The sequence below is a fragment of the Bradyrhizobium sp. USDA3010 genome, assembly GCF_056429065.1.
In genome coordinates this window covers 1-22,622 of sequence record NZ_JBWJZD010000004.1, presented here as the reverse complement: position 1 = coordinate 22,622, position 22,622 = coordinate 1, and the positions used below count along the sequence as shown (strand labels likewise).

Annotated in this window: 21 protein-coding genes and 1 pseudogene; 12 read left to right on the top strand and 10 right to left on the bottom strand. The window is 65.3% G+C overall.

What is annotated here, in order from left to right:
- Positions 1-111 precede the first annotated feature (111 nt).
- Positions 112-1,398, top strand: coding sequence for an MFS transporter (locus AC066Y_RS08060; RefSeq protein ID WP_478273409.1), 1,287 nt, complete (start codon positions 112-114; stop codon positions 1,396-1,398).
- Positions 1,399-1,748: 350 nt separating this feature from the next.
- Complete coding sequence (locus AC066Y_RS08055) at positions 1,749-2,963, top strand: EAL domain-containing response regulator (RefSeq protein WP_478273408.1); 1,215 nt, start codon at positions 1,749-1,751, stop codon at positions 2,961-2,963.
- A gap of 14 nt (positions 2,964-2,977) precedes the next feature.
- Here AC066Y_RS08055 and AC066Y_RS08050 read toward each other — a convergent pair whose 3' ends face one another.
- Together AC066Y_RS08050 and AC066Y_RS08045 are read right to left on the bottom strand one after the other, a co-directional pair.
- Positions 2,978-3,853: an HpcH/HpaI aldolase/citrate lyase family protein gene (locus tag AC066Y_RS08050; protein ID WP_478273407.1), complete on the bottom strand. Its 876-nt coding sequence runs from the start codon at positions 3,851-3,853 to the stop codon at positions 2,978-2,980.
- Positions 3,854-3,898: 45 nt separating this feature from the next.
- Positions 3,899-4,378 carry a hypothetical protein gene (locus tag AC066Y_RS08045; protein ID WP_478273406.1) on the bottom strand — a complete coding sequence of 160 codons (480 nt, stop codon included), beginning with the start codon at positions 4,376-4,378 and terminating at the stop codon, positions 3,899-3,901.
- Between the two features lie 206 nt (positions 4,379-4,584).
- On the opposite strand from AC066Y_RS08045, the gene AC066Y_RS08040 reads away from it, so the two are divergent.
- Positions 4,585-4,884 carry a hypothetical protein gene (locus AC066Y_RS08040; RefSeq protein WP_456720322.1) on the top strand — a complete coding sequence of 100 codons (300 nt, stop codon included), beginning with the start codon at positions 4,585-4,587 and terminating at the stop codon, positions 4,882-4,884.
- Between the two features lie 118 nt (positions 4,885-5,002).
- On the opposite strand, the gene AC066Y_RS08035 is transcribed toward AC066Y_RS08040, so the two are convergent.
- Both AC066Y_RS08035 and AC066Y_RS08030 read right to left on the bottom strand, forming a co-directional pair.
- The gene (locus tag AC066Y_RS08035; RefSeq protein ID WP_478273405.1) at positions 5,003-6,199 is read right to left on the bottom strand and encodes a hypothetical protein; all 1,197 of its coding nucleotides are present in this window, start codon (positions 6,197-6,199) and stop codon (positions 5,003-5,005) included.
- Between the two features lie 364 nt (positions 6,200-6,563).
- A complete protein-coding gene (locus tag AC066Y_RS08030) occupies positions 6,564-7,193 on the bottom strand; it encodes an NUDIX hydrolase (RefSeq protein ID WP_478273404.1) in 630 nt (209 codons plus the stop codon).
- Between the two features lie 92 nt (positions 7,194-7,285).
- On the opposite strand from AC066Y_RS08030, the gene AC066Y_RS08025 reads away from it, so the two are divergent.
- The 3 genes from AC066Y_RS08025 (at position 7,286) to AC066Y_RS08015 (ending at position 9,141) form a co-directional block, all read left to right on the top strand.
- Entirely contained in the window at positions 7,286-7,711 is a 426-nt protein-coding gene (locus AC066Y_RS08025) for a PaaI family thioesterase (protein ID WP_478273403.1), read from the top strand.
- A gap of 99 nt (positions 7,712-7,810) precedes the next feature.
- On the top strand, positions 7,811-8,821 hold the full coding sequence (locus tag AC066Y_RS08020) for an aldo/keto reductase (RefSeq protein ID WP_478273402.1): 1,011 nt from the start codon (positions 7,811-7,813) through the stop codon (positions 8,819-8,821).
- Between the two features lie 119 nt (positions 8,822-8,940).
- Positions 8,941-9,141, top strand: a complete 201-nt coding sequence (locus AC066Y_RS08015; protein ID WP_478273401.1) for a hypothetical protein — start codon at positions 8,941-8,943, stop codon at positions 9,139-9,141.
- Positions 9,142-9,247: 106 nt separating this feature from the next.
- Here the strand turns inward: AC066Y_RS08015 and katG are convergent, their stop codons facing one another.
- Positions 9,248-11,422, bottom strand: coding sequence for a catalase/peroxidase HPI (gene katG / locus AC066Y_RS08010; protein WP_478273400.1), 2,175 nt, complete (start codon positions 11,420-11,422; stop codon positions 9,248-9,250).
- Between the two features lie 118 nt (positions 11,423-11,540).
- Between katG and AC066Y_RS08005 the strand changes: the two genes are divergently transcribed.
- Positions 11,541-12,500 (top strand): hydrogen peroxide-inducible genes activator, encoded by a 960-nt coding sequence (locus AC066Y_RS08005; protein WP_478273399.1) that lies wholly within the window; start codon positions 11,541-11,543, stop codon positions 12,498-12,500.
- Positions 12,501-12,762: 262 nt separating this feature from the next.
- Here the strand turns inward: AC066Y_RS08005 and galU are convergent, their stop codons facing one another.
- Positions 12,763-13,638, bottom strand: a complete 876-nt coding sequence (gene galU / locus AC066Y_RS08000; RefSeq protein WP_092118845.1) for a UTP--glucose-1-phosphate uridylyltransferase GalU — start codon at positions 13,636-13,638, stop codon at positions 12,763-12,765.
- Positions 13,639-13,774: 136 nt separating this feature from the next.
- Complete coding sequence (locus tag AC066Y_RS07995) at positions 13,775-15,076, bottom strand: NADH:flavin oxidoreductase/NADH oxidase family protein (protein ID WP_478273398.1); 1,302 nt, start codon at positions 15,074-15,076, stop codon at positions 13,775-13,777.
- Between the two features lie 92 nt (positions 15,077-15,168).
- Between AC066Y_RS07995 and AC066Y_RS07990 the strand changes: the two genes are divergently transcribed.
- From AC066Y_RS07990 to AC066Y_RS07980, 3 genes are all read left to right on the top strand, one after another.
- Positions 15,169-15,588 (top strand): MerR family transcriptional regulator, encoded by a 420-nt coding sequence (locus tag AC066Y_RS07990; RefSeq protein ID WP_478273397.1) that lies wholly within the window; start codon positions 15,169-15,171, stop codon positions 15,586-15,588.
- 134 nt (positions 15,589-15,722) lie between these two features.
- Positions 15,723-17,102 (top strand): lytic murein transglycosylase, encoded by a 1,380-nt coding sequence (locus AC066Y_RS07985; RefSeq protein ID WP_478273396.1) that lies wholly within the window; start codon positions 15,723-15,725, stop codon positions 17,100-17,102.
- Positions 17,103-17,432: 330 nt separating this feature from the next.
- Positions 17,433-19,142, top strand: a complete 1,710-nt coding sequence (locus AC066Y_RS07980; RefSeq protein WP_478273725.1) for an SGNH/GDSL hydrolase family protein — start codon at positions 17,433-17,435, stop codon at positions 19,140-19,142.
- Between the two features lie 118 nt (positions 19,143-19,260).
- On the opposite strand, the gene AC066Y_RS07975 is transcribed toward AC066Y_RS07980, so the two are convergent.
- Together AC066Y_RS07975 and AC066Y_RS07970 are read right to left on the bottom strand one after the other, a co-directional pair.
- Positions 19,261-19,635, bottom strand: a complete 375-nt coding sequence (locus AC066Y_RS07975) for a CsbD family protein (protein WP_478273395.1) — start codon at positions 19,633-19,635, stop codon at positions 19,261-19,263.
- Positions 19,636-19,694: 59 nt separating this feature from the next.
- Positions 19,695-20,429: an SDR family NAD(P)-dependent oxidoreductase gene (locus AC066Y_RS07970; RefSeq protein ID WP_478273394.1), complete on the bottom strand. Its 735-nt coding sequence runs from the start codon at positions 20,427-20,429 to the stop codon at positions 19,695-19,697.
- Positions 20,430-20,623: 194 nt separating this feature from the next.
- Between AC066Y_RS07970 and AC066Y_RS07965 the strand changes: the two genes are divergently transcribed.
- Positions 20,624-21,403, top strand: coding sequence for an SDR family NAD(P)-dependent oxidoreductase (locus tag AC066Y_RS07965; protein WP_478273393.1), 780 nt, complete (start codon positions 20,624-20,626; stop codon positions 21,401-21,403).
- A 101-nt stretch (positions 21,404-21,504) separates the two neighbouring features.
- Positions 21,505-22,392: a TauD/TfdA dioxygenase family protein gene (locus tag AC066Y_RS07960; RefSeq protein ID WP_478273392.1), complete on the top strand. Its 888-nt coding sequence runs from the start codon at positions 21,505-21,507 to the stop codon at positions 22,390-22,392.
- Positions 22,393-22,505: 113 nt separating this feature from the next.
- Here AC066Y_RS07960 and AC066Y_RS07955 read toward each other — a convergent pair.
- A pseudogene (locus AC066Y_RS07955) lies at positions 22,506-22,622 on the bottom strand (IS110 family transposase); the annotation flags it as partial.

Sequence of the window (22,622 nt, the reverse complement as noted above, 5' to 3'; positions counted from 1 at the left end):
CCGCACGCCCCTGCCGGGTCAACCCATCCAAATGACGCATGCAGGGCCGAAATCCCTGATGGCAGCACCACTTTACCTGCACGGGAACTCTGCGCGCGCCGCCGGGTTGAGATGCGTAATCTCGCCGCGAGGTATCACTTGCAGCCGTCCGGGACGCCCGTTGAGCGCGCGCTTGATGCGTTGAACTTCTTCCTCGCCGACGTGCGGGACGGCCTCGGCCCTTATCTGGCGATCTACCTTCTGACCGAACGGAGGTGGGACGAGGCCTCGATCGGGTCGGTGATGTCGATCGCGGCGATCGCCGGGATCGTCGCCCAGACACCGGCCGGCGCCCTGATCGACCGCAGCCGCGCCAAGCGCGCGTTGATGATCGCAGCCGCGCTCGCCGTGACCGCCGCCTGCCTGCTGCTGCCGCTGCTCGACCGGTTCGCGCTGGTCGCCGCGACGCAGGCGCTTGCGGCCGCATCGGGCTCGGCGTTCGCGCCGGCGATCGCTGCGGTGACGCTCGGCATTGTCGGCCCCAGGGCATTCGCGGCGCGGACCGGCCGCAACGAGGCCTTCAATCATGCCGGCAACGCGGTGGCTGCGGCGATCGCCGGCGGCACCGCCTACTGGTTCGGTCCCGTCGTCGTGTTCTGGCTGCTCGCGGCAATGGCGCTCGCCAGCATCGCCGCGACGCTCTCGATCCCAGCCGCCGCCATCGATCACCAGGTCGCGCGCGGGCTCGACGATATCGCGGAGGAGCACGGCACGCTGCATGACCGGCCATCCGGCTTTCGCGTGCTGCTGACCTGCAAGCCGCTGCTGATCTTCGCGGCCGCGACCGTGATCTTTCATTTTGCCAATGCCGCGATGCTGCCGCTGGTCGGACAGAAGCTCGCACTGGTCAACCGCAACCTCGGAACATCGCTGATGTCGGTCTGCATCATCGCGGCGCAACTGGTGATGGTGCCTGTTGCGATGCTGGTCGGACGCAAGGCCGACGTCTGGGGCCGCAAGCCGATCTTTGCCGTAGCGCTCGCAGTGCTGGCTGTTCGCGGCGCGCTCTATCCGTTGTCGAACAATCCGTACTGGCTGGTGTCGGTGCAATTGCTCGACGGCATCGGCGCCGGGATCTTCGGCGCGCTGTTCCCGCTCGTCGTCGCCGATCTCACGCACGGTACCGGACATTTCAACATCAGCCAGGGCGCGATCGCCGCTGCGACCGGCATCGGCGGCGCTCTGAGCACGGCGGTCGCCGGGTTGATCATCGTCCACGCCGGCTACAGCGCCGCATTTCTGTTCCTTGCGGCCGTCGCTTGTGCCGGGCTGATCGGCTACTGCGCGTTGATGCCGGAGACGTTGCGAACGGCAACGACGACAGCACGCAGGGCTGCATTGGCATCGCAGAACGGATGATCTGATTCGCCGTTGGTGCGCGGCGGCAACTCGATTTGATGTCCGACAATGGTGCAATTCCGCTTCGGCATCGACCCGACACCACAGTCATTAACGTCGTCTCGCGATGACACACGCGCGCAATGTTTCCGGTGCGGTGCACAGTCAGACACGATTGCTCTCATGAACGCCAGATGACGCATTTGTTGCGCGTGTAACCGCGGCAAGACGCGGCGATTCCGGGATCATTTGAGTCGAATTGAATCCTTTAAGGTTAGCGAGCCAATCAATGTATGAACCAGAAATTTCCATGATTGCCGCCGCTCATGGATGTACGAGTCAGGCCGGGGTAATTACGGATAAGGCGGGGCATGAACCACATCAGTCACATCGGACAAACGCGAGCCGGCTGGTTCGGACATCGCAAGCTGACCCCACGCGCATGCATTGCGGACAGCAAGAAACACCTACGGACCTTCCTCGCGGAGGCACTGGAAGACCTCGGCTTCATCACCAGCGAATGCGGCCAGGCTTTGGAACTCGACACCGTGCTGGACGCGGAACGGCCCGATCTTCTGGTGCTCGGCGTGTCCGTTGACGGCATCGAAGTCAGTAAAATTCTCGAGACTTTGGTGAGAAAGGACTACGGCGGCAAGGTCCTCGTCATCGGTCAGCCGGACTCCATCATCGTCAAAGCGGTTCGGCAGATCGGCGATGAGTACGGTATCGCCATGCTGCCGGCCCTCTCCACCCCGTTCAGCGCCGGAACCCTTCGTGACAGTCTTGTGTCATTGATGCCGCTCGAGCCCGCACCGAGCCCGGCAGTGGATGTGCCCGAAGCGCTGAAGGCCGGCTGGCTCGAGCTGTGGTATCAGCAGAAAATTCATCTCCGGACATTGGTTCCGAGCGGCGCCGAGGCGCTGATCCGGATGCGCCATCCCGCATGGGGCGTCGTGCCGCCTGCCTACTTCATCCCCGACGAAAGCGATCCGCATTTTCATGCGCTGTCCGAGTTCGTGATCGAGCGCGCCATCGAAGACTGGCGCTATCTGCTCGAGCAGATCGGACCGGTCGATCTCTCGATCAACCTGCCGATCTCGTTTCTCGCCGACGATGCTGCGGTGCGCGAGCTTTGTTACCGGATTCCGGATCATGCCGCCTTTGCCGGCCTGCTGATCGAGATCGACAGCGCCGAGGTGGTCGACAATCTCGATTTGGCGATCGATGTCGCCCGGCGCGTTCGCCTGCACAATATCGGCATCTCGATCGACAATGTCGGCGCGAACTGGCCATCCTTGCTGGGATTGCCGAACTTTCCGTTCGTCCAGCTGAAGGTCGACCATCAATACGTCACCGGTTGCGCGGATCAGCGCCTCAAGCAGACGGTGTGCCGGCGTATCGTCGAGCTCGCACACGACGCCGGCGCGCAGGTTATTGCGCAGGGGGTCGAGACGCGCGCGGACTTTCTTGCCGCGCACGAGATGGATTTCGATCAGGTCCAGGGCTACCTGTTCGGCAAGCCGATGGGCATCAAGAAGTTCGCCCGCTCGCGCATGCACTTCTCGGAGAAACAGCCGGCGTCCTGAGGCATGGCCTCCGGTCAGGCTTGAGCGTTGCGATCGATCGCGCGCAGCGCCTCGCCGCGCGCGATCAGGCGCTTTGCGTTGGAATAGGTCGGGACTTCAAGCAGCGAACCGTCAAGTTCGACGCGCCCAAGGCCCTGCGCCCGCGCCGCTTCGAAGGCAGCTACGATCCTGGCCGCCTGGCGCAACTCATCCTCGCTCGGCGTGAGGACGCGGTTGACGATCGCGGCATGCGCAGGATCGACCAGGCTCTTTGCGGTGTAACCCAGCCGTCGCGCCCAGATCGTGTCGCGTTCGACGCCCGCGACATCGCTCCAGGTGTAGGGACAGTCGACCGCGACGACATTGGCGGCGCGACATTCGACGATGAAGCGCTGCCGCGCGTAGGCGAGCTCCAGGCCGTCGCTGCCGCGCTCGGCGCCAAGATCGGCGGCGAGGTCTTCGGCGGCCATCAGACAACCGATGGTGCGCCGGCTCGCCGCCGCGATCGCGCCGGTCTGCACCAGGCCGCGCGCGAACTCGATGTTCGGCAACAGCGACGTCGATCCTTCGGCGATGCCATAGTCGCGCTCGAACCGTGTCACCGCCTCGTCGAGTCTCGCGACATGCTGCGGCTCGGCGACCTTCGGCAGCGCGACGATGTCAGGATGGCCGCGCATCACGGCGGCAAGATCGTCCATGCCGTCCTGGTCCAACGGATTGACGCGGACCGCGACCACCGCGCCCTGGTCGCGCCAGGCCGCGTAGAGCTCGGGCGCCAGCGCCCGCGCCCTCGGGCGCAGCGGCGGCGGGGTGAAGTCCTCGAGCTCGTGGATCAGCACATCGGCGCCGCTGGCGGCCGCGCTCTGCAGGATCGCCTCGTTGGCGCCACGAGAAACAGCCAGGAGCGGCACAGCGGGGCCGGGCGCAGCTTGCGCATCACGCGGCCCGCACAGCCGTCACTGAAACGTCATGTCGAGGCATTTCGAGATGTCGGAGCCGAGGCCGGACGAGATGGTGATGCAGCCGCGGATCTTCTGGGTGTTGGTATCGCTGGCCCAGATCGCATAGCCGCCCGTACCGAAGAACGAATTGGTGTTCGGCGGCTCGGTCTCGGTGGCGTCGAACGTGTAATTGCCGTCGGTCTCGAAGATGCGCGGCTTCTTGGTGCAGCCGCCGTCGGCCTGCACGTTGATGACCTCCTTGTTGTCCCGCGTCAGCGCCAGCGAAACCTGGCAGCGGAAGTATTCGGAGGTCTTGGCGTTGAACAGATAGGCGTAGGACTTGCAGGTCGACGTGTTGAGCTTGCCGGCCGACAGGCCGCGGCTGCAGGAGATCCGCTGGTTGTTGGAGAGCTTGAACTCGTCCGCCTGCGCGACTGACGCCAGCGCCATGAACGACAGAGCGACACCGATACCGATCTTCATGACGTGGTTCATCCCGATCATCCCCAGGTAGTGTTTCCGGCAATCGAAGCGTTTGTAAACGGTAACGCGAAGATAGTCGCCAAGGTTGATACGGGAAATCACAAAGTCGCCGATCTGCGCGAGCGGTCGCGCCGATTGTCGTATTGACGCGCAAATGCCGTTCGTGATTTGTTCAAAAACGTGGGGACGACGCCGTTATTCTCGGCCGGAGGTGGATCATGACGCTTTTTCTGACCAAGACCTTTATTGCGACTGCGGCGCTTGCCGCGCTGACGACATGCGCATTCGCGCAGGAGGCTGCGCCCTGGGAGCTGAAGACCGACATGGGTTATGCCTATGACAAGGACGGCAAGACTTGGGCCTACAAGATGGGGACCAGCAATGCCAACACACTGCTGAAGGGAGCCAAGAAAGTGCCGAAGGGGACGCTGTTCTTCATCGGCCACAACGGCCAACTCTACATGCGCTCCGGGCCCTATCTCGAGGGCAACGGCAAGTTCATGTTCGGCTCGAATTAGAGCGTTTTCGAGCCGAGCGGACGCCGGTTCGCGTAAAGAAAACGCGTCGAGAGAAGGGTCTAGAGATTCGGTTCTGATGCAATCAGAACCGACAATGCTCTGACGTCTTCGATAGACCTCAGAACGCCGCGGCCAATTCCCTCGCGCCGGGCTTGTTGCTGTTGAAATCCATCCGCTCGTTGGTGATGGCGAGCAGCTTGGCCACGGTGTTGTGACGGATCGCGACCGGGTTGCGTTCGTAGCCGGAGCGCTGGAAGAAATTCGTGGTCGGCACCTGCTCGCGCATCGCCTGCGGCATCGTCACCATGTCGAGCCCGGTGCCGTCGCCGGTCAGGTTCATCATCTCGAGCTCGGCCGCGGTGAGCGGTCTTGTGTAGCCCTTGTTGCGCGCGAAGATCACCGAGGTCAGCAGCTTGTGAGTCTGGAGCATCGGACCGATATCGATGTCGAGCACCATGGCGTGACACGCCCAGCCCTGCGGCGTATCGGCGAGGCGCTGATGCGCCGACCAGTCGTCGGGCACGGTCCGCGTGAACGCGACCATCTTCTTCAACACCGCGAGCTTGTGCTCCATGGCCTTGCGCGCCAGCCCCTGCGTCGCCGCCACCCGCGCGGTCAGATCCCGCACGAATTCATGGCCCTGCTCGGCCAAGAGCTCGACGGTGTTGGTGGTGAGCAGCTGGTTGTAGCCCATCGCGGTGGAGATCGCGCGCTTGCCGCCGTGCTCGATGCCCGCCTGCACGTCGTAATTGCCGGTGCCGCCGGTCTCGAACGAATAGACCCGCACCGCCTGCTCCGGCGTCAGCCCTGCGGCGCGCGCGTAGCGAGCATAGGCGCGCTTGAACTCGACCTCGCTCGACGGCCGCTGCGGCGTGAACTGGAATTGTTCGGCCGCCGCCCTCACGAGATCCGAGACCACCGGAATGGTTTTGGGCGGGCGCGGCGGCTTGCCGCCCTCTTCTTCCGGCGCCGGGTTGACCGGCCGCTTCGGGCCCTCATAGACCGGCGGCTGCTGCAGCACGTAATCGTCCAGCGTGATCTGCACGCGGTCGCGGCGCTTGGCGTTGCGGCCGCGCCGCTTGTCCGCGATCGCGCTCCAATAGGCGCTGGCGTCCTGCTCGAAGGCATCGCGCGCCGCCTGATATTCCTCCAGCTTGCGGCGATATTCCATGATCGCCTGCGACGAGGCCTGCGCCATCGCATTGGCGACGGACGGCGGCAACGTATCGGCCTCGCCGGCCAGTACGGACGGCGCGCCGGCGGCGAGCGCGAGCACGACAAGTCCAGGAACGAGGCGAATCAATTGCGGGCGCATGGCCTCGTTGTAGCAAGCGCCGCCGCGAAGTCAGCCCGGAAATGCTCGGAGCGCAAGCGGCCGGATGCCGCGACCAGGTCCAGAATTTTCGCCACAATGCGGTGTTCTCCGGTGAAACGCCGTGGAGATTGCGATGAGAATGGCACTCTGGCTCGCCGCCGCGCTGACGCTCTCCACACCCGCGCACGCCGAGCGTCCGGATTGCGGGTCGTTTCCGGATCCGCGCTCACGATTGTCCTGTTACGAGAATGTGTCGCGAGCGCCGCCGGAACCCGCGAGCGCAACGCATCCGCCTGATGCGCAAGGCAAGGCAATGAAGATGAACGCCCGCAAACGGCATCACAAATAGCCGCATCGTTGCGGCCTACTTCCATGCGAACACCGGCTGCTCGAGATCGGCGACGCGGGTGTTGCGGCCGGCGAGCACCTCACGGAACTGATAGATCAGCGCGGCGGTCGGCGCATGGATCTGCTGACCACCGAGCCGGAAGCGGATCACGCGCCGCGCGCTCTCGGGAATCGTGACGAAGGTGAACGCGTCGTCGAGCTCGACCGCATCGAGACCGATGCGATGAACGGACGCGACCTCGTCCGGATTCGGCGTGATCGCTGCATTCACGCCGGCCCAGACCACGACCGGCGTGATCAGATAGCCGGACCGCGTCGGATAATCATCGAGCATGCCGAGCACGTCGCGTTCAGACAGCGCCAGCCCGAGCTCCTCGTGCAGTTCGCGCAGCGCGGCCTGGGGCTGCGTCTCGCCGGGATCGCAGCGTCCACCCGGCAGCGCCCATTGCGCGCTGTGGGCGCGCAGGCGCGCGCTGCGGCGGGTCAGCAGGAAGGCGGTGCTGCTGTTGTCACCGCCTTCGGTCAGCGCGATCGCGACCGCCGCGCGCTTCAGCGTCGGCGCCGCGTCCGCCGGCGCCAGGCGCGCGAACGCGGCGCAGAGCTCTGCGATATTCCGCCGGGTGGCATCGTCAAATGTGCGGGCCATGGAGCTTGACTACAACACAACAGCGTTTGATGAAATGAGCGGAACGACATGCCTCCTGCGATCAATCATTTGCAAGCAAGGGACCCCTCCTCATGACGGCCAAGGCCGCGGACAAGCTCAAATCCGACGGCTGGAAGATCGCCGACACCACGGGTTTCCTGACATTGATCGGCCCGTTGTGGGAGCGGTTGAAGGACGGCGCGCTCGAGCTCGCGCTGATTACCGAGGACAAGCACCACAATCGCCGCGGCCTGGTGCAGGGCGGCGTGATCATGACCTTTGCCGACCGCGCCTGCGGCATGGCCGCGCGCTTCGTCTCGGGCAAGCCGACGCTTGCGACGGTGCAGCTCGACACCCATTTCGTCGAGGCCGGCAAGATCGGCGAGATCCTGACGACGCGTCCGCGCGTGGTACGCTCGACCCGCAGCCTGATCTTCATCACGGCCGAGGTGACCGTCGACAAGCGCTGCATCGCGATGGCCAATGGCGTGTTCAAGGTTCTGAAGAACGAGAGTTGATCCTGTCATTCCGGGGCGATGCGCAGCATCGAGCCCGGAATCCCGATGTGCCGGGTCTGGTCCTTCGGGACATCCCGGAATGCCCCGGAGGAACGATCGATGCAATATCGCCAGCTCGGCCGCAGCGGCCTGAAGGTTTCGCCGATCTGCTTGGGCACCATGATGTTCGGCGGGCCGACCGACGAGGCGACCTCGTCACGGATCGTGGCGAAGGCGCGCGAGGCCGGCATCAACTTCATCGACAGCGCCGACGCCTATAATGGCGGCAAGTCCGAGGAGGTCGTGGGACGCGCGATCTCGAACAGCCGTTCGGGCTGGGTGCTCGCGACCAAGCTCGCCAATCCGATCGGCGACGATCCGAACCATGGCGGGCTGTCGCGGCGCTGGGTGTTGCAGGCCGCAGACGAGAGCCTGAAGCGGCTCGGCACCGATTACATCGACGTCTACTATCTGCACAAGGAAGACCACGCGACGCCGCTCGACGAGACGGTGCGCGCGATGGGCGACCTGATCCGCGCCGGCAAGGTGCGCTATTTCGGTGTCTCCAACTACCGCGCCTGGCGCGTCGCCGAGATCTGCAACATCTGCGACCGGCTCGGTATCGACCGTCCCGTGGCGAGCCAGCCCTATTACAATGCGATGAACCGGATGCCAGAGGTCGAGCATTTCCCGGCCTGCGCCTATTACGGCCTCGGCATCGTGCCCTACAGCCCGCTGGCGCGCGGCGTGCTGACCGGCAAATACGCACCCGACGCGGCGCCGCCCGCCGACACCCGCGCCGGCCGCAACGACAAGCGCATGATGCAGACCGAGTGGCGACCGGAATCGCTGCAGCTCGCGCAGGAGATCAAGCGCCACGCCGAGAGCCGCGGCATCACCGCCGGGCAGTTCGCGGTGTCCTGGGTGCTGAACTCGTCGTTCGTCAGCGCGGTCATCGCAGGCCCGCGCACCGAAGCGCAGTGGGACGATTACATCCGCGCGCTCGATTATCGCTTCACCGCCGAGGACGAAGCCCTGATCGACCGCCTCGTCGTTACCGGCCATCCCTCGACGCCGGGCTTCAACGATCCCGCCTATCCGATCGAGGGACGCCGCGCGCGGACCGGATAGCGTCCAGCCTTCGGCACTCCGCTCGGCTACGCCGAAGTCACGTTTCGCAGCTTCCGAATTGCGCAAGCGTCGCACAGGCTGCACCATCACCGCATGGAAATGCAGATATCGGTGCTGCAGTGACGGCATCCAATGTACTGGACTGGATCGTGGCTCTCCTGGTGTGCTGGGCGAGCCTGACCGCAATCCTCGAGCCTTCGCGCGGGGCCTCGCAGTGCGATGCTCCCATCGTGACGAGCAGCGCGCCTCAATCGCCACCGGCGATTCCGACGCAGGCGGAGTTCGAGGAGATGATCCGGGACATGAAGCTGCACGACTGAGCAAAGCTGCGGAAAGCCTTTCGTCTTCCAAAATTGCATCCCCGAAATGAAACAGGGCGGCGCCGAAGCGCCGCCCTGTCCCTGATTGCCGTGACGTACCGGCCGCTTACTTCGCGAGATCGAAGCGATCGGCGTTCATCACCTTGGCCCAAGCCGCGACGAAGTCGTTCACGAACTGCTCCTTGGCATCCGACGAGCCGTAGACCTCGGCGAACGCGCGCAGCTGCGAGTGCGAGCCGAAGATCAGGTCGACGCGGGTGCCGGTCCACTTCACCGCCTTGGTCTTGCGGTCGCGGCCTTCATAGACGCCCTGGCCGGCTTCGCTCCATACCGTGCCCGTGTCGAGCAGGTTGAGGAAGAAGTCGTTGGTCAGCGTCCCCGGCTTGCCGGTGAAGACGCCGTGCTTCGACTTCTTGGCATTGGCGCCGAGCACCCGCAGGCCGCCGACGAGGACCGTCAATTCCGGTCCGGTCAGCCGCAGCAGCTGTGCACGGTCGACCAATGCCTCCTCGGGCTTCAGGAACTGATGCTTGCCGCTGACGTAGTTGCGGAAGCCGTCAGCCCGCGGCTCGAGCGGAGCGAACGATTCGACGTCGGTCTGATCCTGCGTCGCATCGGTGCGGCCCGGCGTGAAGGGGACCTTCACATGGGTGCCGCCGTCCTTCGCCGCCTTCTCGATCGCGGCCGCGCCGCCGAGCACGATCAGGTCGGCGAGCGAGACCTTCTTGCCGCCGGCATTGAACTCCTTCTGGATGGCTTCGAGCTTGCCCAGCACGGTCTTGAGCTGGGCCGGCTCGTTGACATCCCAGTCCTTCTGCGGAGCAAGGCGGATGCGCGCGCCGTTGGCGCCGCCGCGCTTGTCGGAGCCGCGGAAAGTCGAGGCCGAGGCCCAGGCGGTCGACACCAGTTCGGACACCGAGAGACCCGAAGCGAGGATCTTCGCCTTGAGCGCCTCGATATCCTTGTCGTCGATCACCGCGTGATCGAGCGCCGGCACCGGATCCTGCCAGATCAGCGTCTCCTTCGGCACCAGCGGGCCGAGGTAGCGCGCGATCGGACCCATGTCGCGGTGCGTGAGCTTGAACCAGGCGCGGGCGAAGGCGTCCGCGAACTGATCCGGATGCTCGTAGAACCGGCGCGAGATCTTCTCATAGGCCGGGTCGTAGCGCAGCGACAGGTCGGTGGTCAGCATCGTCGGCTTGCGCTTCTTCGACGGATCGAACGGATCCGGAATGATCGCATCCGCGCCCTTGGCGACCCACTGCTGTGCGCCTGCGGGGCTCTTCGTCAGCTCCCATTCGTATTTGAACAGGTTCTCGAAGAAGTAGTTGCTCCACTTGGTCGGGGTCTGGGTCCAAACCACCTCCGGGCCGCCGGTGATCGCGTCAGCGCCGACGCCGGTGCCGAACTTGCTCTTCCACCCCAAGCCTTGATCCTCGATCGCGCCACCTTCCGGCTCCGGTCCGATCAGCGACGGATCGCCCGCACCGTGGGTCTTGCCGAAGGTGTGGCCACCGGCGATCAGCGCAACCGTCTCCTCGTCGTTCATCGCCATGCGGAAGAACGTCTCGCGGATATCTTTCGCGGCGGCAACCGGGTCCGGATTGCCGTTCGGGCCTTCCGGGTTGACGTAGATCAGGCCCATCTGCACGGCGCCGAGCGGCTCGGAGAGCTGGCGCTCGCCGCTGTAGCGCTCGTCGCCGAGCCAGGTGCCTTCCGGACCCCAGTACAGTTCTTCCGGCTCCCACACGTCGGCGCGGCCGCCCGCAAAACCGAAGGTCTTGAAGCCCATCGATTCCAGGGCAACGTTGCCGGCAAGGACCATCAGGTCGGCCCAGGAGATCTTGCGACCGTATTTCTGCTTGATCGGCCACAGCAGCCGGCGTGCCTTGTCGAGGTTGGCGTTGTCAGGCCAGCTGTTGAGCGGGGCGAAACGCTGCTGACCTGCACCGGCGCCGCCGCGGCCGTCGGTGATGCGGTAGGTGCCCGCCGAGTGCCAGGCCATGCGGATCATCAGGCCGCCGTAATGACCGTAATCGGCCGGCCACCATTCCTGCGACTCCGTCATCAGGGCCGTGAGGTCCTTGATCACGGCATTGAGATCGAGGGACTTGAATTCCTTGGCGTAGTCGAAGCCCTTGCCCATCGGATCGGACAGGCTGGAATTGTGATGCAGCACCTGAACGTCGAGCGTCTCCGGCCACCAGTCACGATTCGTGTGCCCGCGGGGCCCGCCCGTGAATGGGCATTTGCCCGCGCCTTCGTCGGTTTTTGCGTCCATGTTTCTTCTCCGAGGTGATGGATTCTGGAATGTGCTGGAGCTCTTCCGAGAACGATTCTACGCGCCCCAATCCATCAGGTGAAATTGACTTTAGTGATCGCGCCGATAAGATAATCTGATGATAAATGTCACACTCCGGCAACTGAGGTATTTCGATGCGCTGGCGCAGCACGGGCATTTCGGGCGCGCCGCGGATGCTTGCGCGGTGTCGCAGCCGGCGCTGTCGATGCAGATCCGCGAGATGGAACGGGCCGTCGGCGGCGTGCTGATCGAACGCAATGCCCGACAGGTCACCCTGACGACCTTTGGCGAGGACCTGCTGCATCGCGTGCGCGACATCCTGCGCTCGGTCGACGAGCTCGGCGACTTCGCGCGCGCCTCGCGCGACAAGCTCGCCGGCCGCCTGCGCGTTGGCATGATCCCGACCATTGCGCCATATCTGCTGCCGAGGGTGATCGAGACCCTGGCGCGGCTGCATCCCGGGCTCGACATCCATGTCCGCGAGACGCTGACGCCGAAGCTGATCAAGGAAGTCGCCGAGGGCCGGCTCGACACCGCGATCGTGGCGCTGCCGGTGCATGAACCGTCGCTGACCGAGGTCGCGCTGTTCTCCGAGAATTTCCTGCTGGTGCGGCCGGGCGAGGACGCCAAGACGCCGGTGCCGAGCGCCGAGATGCTGCGCGAGATGCGGCTGTTGCTGCTCGAGGAAGGCCATTGCTTCCGCGACCAGGCGCTGTCGTTCTGCAACATGCAATCGTCGTCGCCGCCGCGCGAGGTGCTGGATGCGAGCTCGCTGTCGACACTGGTGCAGATGGTCGGCGCCGGCATCGGCGTCACCCTGATCCCCGAGATGGCCGTAACGGTCGAGACGCGCTCCGCGCCCGTCACCGTCTCGCGCTTCAAGAACCCGCAGCCCTCGCGCACCATCGGCATGGTCTGGCGCAAGACCAGCCCGCTCGCCGCGCAGCTGCAGCAGATCGCCGAAGTGGTCTCACTCGCCGCCCGTGAATTGCGCGCGCCGAAGCAGGATGGGGCGAAGGAGCCAGTGAAACGGGCGCGGCGAAGGAAGGTGGCGTGATTGGGTCGGGGCGCGGCGGAGACGATGCCATCCGTGTTTGACGCACACGTCGCGCCATAATTACAGCTGTCGTCCCTGAGAAAGCAGGGACCCATAACCACGAATGTTCATTGTTGAGCAATTCTGGACGACGTGTCCCATTCACTACGCCTGCAGCGGAGTGTGGGTCCCTGCTTTCGCAGGGACGACATCGAATATGTTGCGCGGTCTGTGAATCATACGTCCGCGGTCTCGCGGCGAATGACGAGATGAGGCAGCGCCCCTACTTCTCCAGATATTTCTTCATCTCGGCGATCAGGCCGTCGCGCAGCTCGGGGCGCTTGAGGCCGAAGGCGATGTTGGCGCGGAGGAAGCCTGGCTTGGAGCCGCAATCGTGGCGCTCGCCCTCGAACTCGACGCCGTAGAACTTCTGCGTCTTGGCAAGCCCGATCATCGCGTCGGTGAGCTGGATCTCGCCGCCGGCGCCGCGCTCCTGCGTGGCCAGGATGTTGAAGATTTCCGGCTGCAGGATATAGCGGCCGGTGATCGACAGGTTCGACGGTGCGGTGCCCTTCGGCGGCTTCTCGACCATGCCGTCGACCTCGAAGATGTTGCCGGTGCGTTTTCCCACGCCGCAGATGCCGTATTGATGGGTAAGCTCGTCGGGCACCGCCTCGACCGCGATCACGTTCGACTTGTCGCCGAGCTTGTTGGCGGCGTCGATCATCTGCTTCAGGCAGCCCGGCGTGTTCAGCACCAGCTCGTCCGGCAACACCACCGCAAACGGCTCGTTGCCGACGATGTCGCGCGCGCACCACACCGCGTGGCCGAGCCCGAGCGGCGATTGCTGCCGGGTGAAGCTCATCGCGCCGGCTTCCGGCTGGTTCTGCGCCAGGATGTCCTGCTCGGTCTTCTTGCCGCGTTGCGCGAGCGTGGTGTCGAGCTCGAACATGCGGTCGAAGTGATCCTCGATGACGCCCTTGTTGCGGCCGGTGACGAACACGAAGTGCTCGATGCCGGCCTCACGGGCCTCATCCACGACGTACTGGATCAGGGGCTTGTCGACGATCGTCAGCATCTCCTTCGGCATTGCCTTGGTGGCAGGCAGCACGCGGGTGCCGAGACCGGCGACGGGAAATACGGCTTTGCGGATCTTCATGGGATTATCTGGAGCCTTGAAACGGGTGGGACGGCGGCGCGAAATGTAATCGCTTCTTCGTACCCGTTTTGCAGCCGAGAACAAAGGCGGATGTGTGATGCGCACGGATCCGCCTTTTCCCACCCATGCGTTTGGCTTACCGAGGCATCCCGACGGCCCGCACATTGGCGCGCGACGGCGCTGACGTACCGTGAGACGCAGCCGTCGCGTTGGCAGATGACGCGATCCAGCGGCGATATTTGCGGGTGAGCGACGCCGTGCGCAACTGGGCGAGAACCAACGCCTTCAGCGGCGAAACGTTTGGATTGGACGTGCCGCCCCGGCTCAACCGCCGCAGCTGGAATTTCACGACGGCCATTGCGGCAAGCGAGGCCATCGGCTTGCTCTTCCAGCTGATGGGCGCGACTTCTGGCCGCAGATCCTCGCCGCGGCGCCACGCATTCGGCAGATCCGGCCTGATGGCGAGCGCAGTGGCGATACCCGCGATGGCGACGCCGCTGTCGAGCACCTGCTGCACGATGCCGATGCGGCGAATGCCGCCGGTGACCATGACCGGCATCCTGGCGACCCCTGCGATATCGCGCGCGAAGTCGAGGAAATAGGCCTCGCGCGCCAGTGTGCGGCCATCGCGTGCATCGCCCTGCATCGCCGGCGCCTCGTAGCTGCCGCCCGACAGTTCCACCAGATCCACGGGCAATTCATTCAGCATCTCGACGACCGTCTTCGCATCGGCTGCATCGAATCCGCCGCGCTGGAAATCGGCCGAGTTCAATTTGACCGCGACCGAGAAGCCCGGCGACACCGCCGCGCGGACCGCCTTGACGATTTCGATCAACAGACGCGCCCGGTTTTGCAGCGAGCCACCCCAGCGGTCGGTGCGCCGGTTGCTCAAGGGCGACAGGAACTGGCTGATCAGATAGCCGTGCGCCGCATGGATCTGCACGCCGGAGAAGCCGGCTTGCTCTGCGAGTTTCGCGGCTGTGACGAAGCACGCGATCACCTCGCCGATGTCGTGCTCGGTCATCGCTTTGGGCATCGCAAACAGGTTCGAATGCTTGCCGAGATCGAGCGGCACCGCCGATGGCGCCAGCGTCTGCTGGCCCATGTTTTTCATCATCTGCCGGCCCGGATGATTGAGCTGCAACCAGATTTGCGCGCCCCTGCAGCGGCCAATCCGCGCCCAGTTCCGAAAGGCTTCAAGCGGCGTGCCGTCCTCCAGCACGACGCCACCCGGTCCGGTCATGGCGCGGCGATCGATCATGACGTTGCCGGTGATGATGAGGCCGGCGCCGCCGTCGGCCCAGGCCTGATAGAGGCGCAGCAGCTCGGCCGACGGGAGGTGCCCGGCGTCGGCCATGTTCTCCTCCATCGCCGCCTTGGCGATGCGGTTGGTAACGCTGGTCCCGTTGGGCAAAGTGAGGGAATCGAACGGCGACATGTGCCAAGTTTCCTTATCGAGTTCCTTGTTGATCTGCGCCCACCCTAACCTTAAAGTAAACTTTAAGGTCAAGCAGCCAAGGGAGCACCGCAGTGAAAATCGGGGAACTGGCTCGGGAGTCGGGCCTGGCGCCGTCGCGCATCCGCTTCTACGAGCGCGAGGGCCTGATCGGGTCGATCGATCGCGGCTTGAAGGGCTATCGGCAGTATTCGCGCGGAACCAGGCAGGTCCTCGAAATCATCGTAATGGCCCAACAGGCCGGATTTTCGCTCGACGAGATCCGAAACCTGCTGCCGCCGCACGGCAAGGGAGACTGGAGCCGCGACACGCTGGTGGCTGCGCTCAAGGCCAAGGTGGTCGAGGTCGCAGCCCTGCAGCGCCGCTTGTCTGAAACCCAGGCCGGGCTCGAGGCCGTGATCGCCCGGATCGAAGCCACGCCGCCGGGCGGCGATTGCTTCGAGAACACCGAAGCTGTCCTGGCCGGTCTCAGGGAACAGCCAAAAGCGGGTTGACGACGCCGGGCAATTTGTCCCGGTCACACCATCGCGCGCGATTACGTCACGCCCCAAATGCTGCCCTTTGTTAAGCTATTGGAAACCGTGACCGGGCCTTCTGAGGCGGCACGATTTTGACAGGCACACGACACATGCGCGCGACCGGAACATCAAGGACCAGGCTTTGCAGCGCGAGCCTGATCGCGCTGGCCCTGCTGCTGCCCGGCAGCACGCAAGCTCAATCGGCCGGCAACGGCCTGACCAACCTGATCGACAGCATCTTTTCGGGGAACGCCGCGACGCCGCCGCAGGCCGCGACCGGACAGGACGGCGCGGCGCCGCCCTGGAGCGGGGAAGACGGCGCCTCCGGCCATCCCTTGATGACAGCCGCTGCGATCCGCCAGGCCGCATCCGACTTCCCGAACTGTATTGCGGCGATGTGGCCGGATGCCGCGCGACGCAACATCGCCCAGCAAAATTTCGAGCGCTTCACCGCAGGCCTGCAGCCCGACCTGCGCATCATGGATCTCCTGGATTCACAGCCGGAATTCACCAAGGCGATCTGGGACTATCTCGACATCCTCGTCAGCGACACCAGGCTCGCCAAGGGCCGCGAGATCCTCGCCAAATACAAGTCGCAGTTCGACGCGACCGAGAAGGCCTATGGCGTCGATCGCTACATCGTCGCGGCGATCTGGGGCATCGAGTCGAACTACTCGACCCAGATGGGCGATCGCAGCGTGGTGCAGTCGACCGCGACGCTCGCCTGCATCGGCCGCCGCCAGGCCTATTTCAAGGACGAATTCCTGTCGGCGCTTGAGATTCTCAACCGCGGCGATCTCAAGCCCGAGCAGATGCGCGGCTCCTGGGCTGGCGCCTTCGGCCCGACCCAGTTCATGCCGACCGCGTTCAAGCGGTACGCGGTCGACGGCGATGGCGACGGCCGCCGCGACGTCGTCGACGATCCGAGCGACCTGATCGCCTCGACCGCCAACAATCTGAAGAAGGACGGCTGGCAGACCGGCGCGAGCTGGGGCTACGAGGTCGTGCTGCCGCAGGGCCTGAACTACATGCTGGCCGACCGCGCCAAGGCGATGCCGCTGTCGCAATGGGAGCAACTCGGCGTCAAGCGGCCGGGCGGCCAGCCGTTTCCGCGGCCGTCCGACAAGGCCTATCTGCTGGCGCCCGCCGGTGCCGAAGGGCCGGGCTTCCTGATGCTGCAGAACTTCCGGGTGATCATGAAGTACAACCCGGCCGAGGCCTATGCGCTCGCCATCGGCCATTTCGCCGATCGCCTGCGCGGCGGCCAGCCCTTCGTGCAGCCCTGGCCGCGCCAGGAACGGGTGCTGTCGCGCGCCGAACGGCTGGAACTGCAGCAGCTACTCGCCCAGCGCGGCTTCTACAAGGGCACGCCCGACGGCCAGTTCGGCGGCCAGACCCGCGAGGCGCTGCGCGGCTTCCAGGTGTCGATCGGGGCGCCGGCCGACGGTTTTGCCACCGCCGAGGTGCTGGAGCGGCTGCGGGGGCGGTAGCGCCGAGGCCACGACCTCTCTCGACCTCTCCCGCTTGCGGGGGAGGTCGGATTGCATCGGAGATGCAATCCGGGTGGGGCTCTCTCCGCATAATGATCAGCCCCATCGCGGCAACACCCCCACCCCAACCCTCCCCCGCAGGCGGGAGAGGGAGTCCGGTTCCGACGCCGCAGCCGTTGAGCCCCTCCCCAAAACTAACCGTGAAATCCGATATTTGCCCGGCGCCTTGACGGCGGCCGGAGGCACCCGATTTATGGTGGAAAAGCTGCCCGCTTGCGGCCCGATTCCGCTAATATGCTCACGTACTTCCTGATCATTGCGACGAACTCGATGGCGAAGCCGAAATCCTTCCTGCGCCTATTCACCGAAGCCGGCCCGCTGGTCGCGCTGACGGTGGCGCTTGCGCTGTTGATCGGCATTGCCGAGCCCGCATCGGCGCAGTTCTTCGGCTTTCCCGGCTTCGGTGGCGGACCGCCGCAACCGCAGCGCCGCGCTCCGCCGCAGCACGGCGGTGGCGGCGGCTGGTTCGGGGGCGATTTCTTCGCGCCGTTCCAGCAACAGCAGCCGCAATCACAGCCGCAGCGGCCGCGCGAGGATTTCTCGCGGGCGCCACCGCCGGCCAAGCGCGAAGCCGCGGCCGAGCGCAACGTGCTCGTGATCGGCGACGCGATGGCCGACTGGCTCGCCTACGGCCTGGAAGATGCCTATTCCGACCAGCCCGACATGGGCGTGATCCGCAAGCACAAGACGGTCTCCGGCCTGATCCGCTATCAGCCCAAGGGCGACCCGGCGGATTGGGCTGCGGCCGCGAAGGGCATTCTCGCCACCGAGAATCCCGACGCCATCGTCGTGATGCTCGGCCTCAACGACCGCACCGCGATCCGCGAACCGGTCGCGGAGAAGAAAGTCGACAAGAAGGACGACAAAAAGGACACGCGCGGCAAGCCGGACGCAAAGCCCGACGCCGCCGCCAAGACCGACGGCAAGACTGATGGCAAGACCGATAGCAAGGCGGCCGATGCCGAGTTGCCGGCCGACGACGCCGACCCCGACTCACAGGCCGCGCCGGAAAAGTCCGCGCGCTCGCCCAATGGCCTCTATGACTTCCGCGACGACCGCTGGGTCGAGCTCTACGGCAAGAAGATCGAGGAGCTGATCAACGTGCTGAAGAGCAAGGGCGTGCCGGTGCTGTGGGTCGGCCTGCCCGCGATCCGCGGCCAGAAGGGCACGTCGGACATGCTGTTCCTCGACGCGCTCTATCGCGACGGCGCCGGCAAGGCCGGCATCACCTATGTCGACGTCTGGGACGGCTTTGTCGACGAGGCCGGCCGCTTCATGCCGAAGGGCCCGGACTTCGAAGGCCAGCCGCGCAAGCTGCGCTCCGATGACGGCGTGTTCTTCACCAAGGCCGGCGCGCGCAAGCTCGCGCACTATGTCGAGCGCGAGGTAACCCGCCTGCTCGCGGTGCGCACCGGTCCGATCGCGCTGCCCAGCGAGCCGGCAACGCCCGAGACCAGCACCGAGCCGGGCAAGCCCGCGCCACGGCCGCTCGCAGGCCCGGTGCTGCCGCTGGTCGCCTCCACGGTCGGCACCGATCAATTGCTCGGCGGCCCCGGATCGCGGCCTGCCGCGGTCGACGCGCTCGCCGCACGCACGCTGGTGAAGGGCGAGGCCTTGGCGCCGCCGGCCGGCCGCGCCGATGATTTCGCCTGGCCGCGCCGCGAAATGGGGCGCGAGCAGGCCAAAGGCGACGTGCCGGTTGCTGCGACCACGCCGGCCGCCCCGGCGGGAGGCCCTGCGAATCCGCCGCCCTCGACCACGGCGATCGCGCCCGACGGGTCGATCATCACCGCGCCGAAGCCGCCAAGGCGCGTATTCCGTCCGGCCCAGGCCCAGCCGCAACAGCAGCCACAGACGCAGCCGTGGCTGCGTGACATCTTCGGCTTCGGCGCGCCGCAGCAGCGCCCGCTGGTGGCACCGCCGCGGCCGCCGCGCAATGTCGGACAGCGTGCCGCAGTGCCGGGGAATCCCTGGCAGTAGGCGGCGCGCGTTTCGATCATGGAAAAACCGTAGGGCGGGTTAGGGAAGCCGTAACCCGCCGATGTCGTATGCGCGGAGAGACGGCGGGTTACGCTATCGCTAACCCGCCCTACGCAGCTCAACCGTAATAACGCCAGCGTGACGGCGGGCGGCGCGGCTGGCGCGTCATCAACAGCGCCAGCGCAAAGCCGATGCCGCCGGCGATCAGGAGCGAACCGAGCGGATTATCCTGCACCGTTTGCGCCATCGCCTTCTGTCCGCTGCGAACGGTCTCGCCGCGATTCTCATAAGCATCCTTGGCATAGTTGACCGCGGTGTCGGCGGCGTCGCGCGCGGCGTCCTTGGCCTGGCCGTAGAGATCCTGCACCGCGCCAGCGGCTTCGCGCGCGCGGCCCGAGGCCTGGGTCTGCGCATCGCCGGCCGCATCGCCGACGGCGCCTTCGGCCTTGCCCACGAATTCCTTCGCCGTTCCGAAAATCCGATCCTTGTCCATCACGTGCTCCCTGAAACTGTCAGGAGGCCAACCGCCGAACCGCGCACAAGTTCCTGGAGCTAAAGAATGAGCCCGCCATCGACGATGATGGTCTGGCCGACGACGTAAGAGGCGAGCGGCGAGGCCAGGAACAGCGCGGCGCCGGCCATGTCGGCGGGCGTGCCGAGACGCTTCAGCGGAATGCGCTCGAGCGCGCCTTCGAGCCGCTTCGGATTTGCGGTCGTCGCCTTGGTCATCTTGGTATCGACGAGGCCCGGCGCGATGCCGTTGACGCGGATGCCGTTCTCCGCCCAGGCCTCGCCGAGCGTGCGCGTCAGGCCGACCGCGCCGGTCTTCGAGGCGTTGTAGGCCGGATTGCCCATGGTGGAATGGTAAGCCGCGGTCGAGCTCACGATGATCAGCGATCCCTTGCTCGCGCTCAGCATCGCGTGGAATCTGGTGGCGCAGGCCATCAGGCTCATCAAATTGACTTCCATCACCTTGCGGAATCCTTCCATCTGGAATTCCCCGCGGCGGTAAATCACCGCGCCCTGCGCCAACACCAGCACATCCAAGCGATCGAACGACGGCGTGAGGCTCTCGATCGCCTGCGGATTGCTGACGTCGAGCTGCGCATAGGCAAGGCCATCGAGATGCGAGCCTTCCTCAGCGGAATAGTCGCTCGCCTGCGCGCGGGTGCCGTACACGGCAACGTGCGCGCCTTTGGCGCGGAACGCCTGCGCGATGCCGTTGCCGATGCCGCTGGAGCCGCCGACCACCAATACCTGCTTGCCGCCGAAATCGAGCTCGTTCATCGCGTTCCTCTCCCGTGCTGTTTTCTTGATTGAGCATGATCCTTTTCGAAAAGCCAACGCAAAAGCCAACGCAGAACTTGCGTTAACGCGCTGCGCGCGCGGCGATAGCGGGTCACCGGTTTGACGTCTTTGCGGATCGGTGCCAGCGTTGCCGGTCTCACAACGCGCCAAATTTCATCTCGCGAGAATCCGTCATGCCCGAATTCAAACAGCTCAGCCGCTCGGTGAAGGGCCTCACCGTTCTCGTCACCGGTGCCGCCAGCGGCATGGGCCGCGCCACCGCGCGCGTGTTCGCCGATGAGGGCGCCAATGTCGCGGTCACCGATCTCACCGAAGAAGGTACGCAGGCGGTGGCGAAGGAGATTTCCGCAAGCGGCGGCTCGGCCAAGGCCTGGACGCTCGACGTCAGTGATCGTGACGCCATCACCAGGGTTGTCAACGATGTCGCCGCGCATTTCGGCGGGCTCGACATCATCGTCAACAATGCCGGCATCTCGGTGCGCGTGGCGATCGACGATCCCGGTTACGAGGACGCCTGGGCGAAGGGCATCGCGGTGATGTTGACGGCGCATCCGCGCATCATTCGCGCCGCACTGCCCTACCTGCGCAAGTCGCGATCGCCGCGCATCGTCAACATCGCCTCGACCGAAGCGCTCGGCGCGACCGGGATGCACAGCCCCTACTCCGCGGCTAAGGGCGGCGTCACCAGCCTGACCCGCTCGCTCGCAGTGGAACTGGGACGCGAAGGCATCACCGTAAACTGCATCTGCCCGGGCCCGATCCGCACCGCCATCACCGACCGCATCTCCGAGGAGCACAAGACGATCTACGCCAAGCGCCGCACCGCTCTCGGCCGTTACGGCGATCCGGAAGAGGTCGCGCACATGACGCTGAGCCTGTGCCTGCCCGCTGCATCCTTCCTGACCGGCGCGGTGATTCCCGTCGACGGCGGGTTGATGGCACGGAATGCCTGATCCGCGTCTGGTCGCGAAGCGTTGACAGGGCGCGCGTCGGGAGTAGCCTTCTCGTCAAACGAAGCGGGACAACCGCCCGCGGGATACGGGGAGATGCGCCAATGACGGTCCTGATCCGGCAGCTTCACAAGCATTTCGTCGGCGAGGTCTCCGGCGTCGATCTGCGCAAGCCGCTGACGAAGCAGGAAGCCGTCGACATCGAGGCCGGCATGGACAAATACGCCGTGCTCGTCTTCCACGGCCAGGACATCACGGACGAACAGCAGATGGCGTTCGCGCTGAACTTCGGCGAGCGCGAGAACGCGCGCGGCGGCACGGTGACCAAGAAGGAAGACTACCGTCTCTCCTCCGGGCTCAACGATGTTTCCAATCTCGGCAAGGACGGCAAGCCGCTGCCGAAGGATCACCGCACCCACCTGTTCAACCTCGGCAACTGCCTGTGGCATTCCGACAGCTCGTTCCGGCCGATCCCGGCGAAATTCTCGCTGCTGTCGGCGCGCATCGTCAACCCGAAGGGCGGCAACACCGAGTTCGCCGACATGCGCGCGGCCTATGACGCGCTCGACGACGAGACCAAGGCCGAGATCGAAGACATGGTCTGCGAGCACTCGCTGATGTATTCGCGCGGCTCGCTCGGCTTCCTCGACTACACCGACGAGGAGAAGGAGATGTTCAAGCCGGTGCTGCAGCGCCTGGTGCGCACCCATCCGGTGCACGGCCGCAAGTCGCTGTATCTGTCCTCGCATGCCGGCGCCATCAGGGGCATGAGCATGCCGGAGGCGCGGCTGTTGCTACGCGATCTCACCGAGCACGCCACACAGCCGGAATTCGTCTATGTGCACAAATGGACGGTGCATGACCTCGTGATGTGGGACAACCGCCAGACCGTGCACCGGGTGCGCCGCTACGACCAGTCGCAACCCCGCGACATGCGCCGCGCCACGGTGGCCGGCACCCAGCCGACGGTGGCGCAGGAAGCGGCGGAGTAGGCAAGACTACGGCCGTCGCAACCAAATCCACCGCTGGCGTGGCCAAACTCACCGCTGACGTTGCCAAATCCACAGCTGTCGTCCCGGGCAAGCGGAGCGCGACCCGGCAACTGTTATGTTGATGGAGCGATCTTGTAGGGTTTTCGGTCGCGCATCATGGCGTTGAGGATGGTCAGCAGCTTCCTGGCGACAGCAATGAGGGCGAGCTTGGCCGGTTTGCCGGCCTGGCG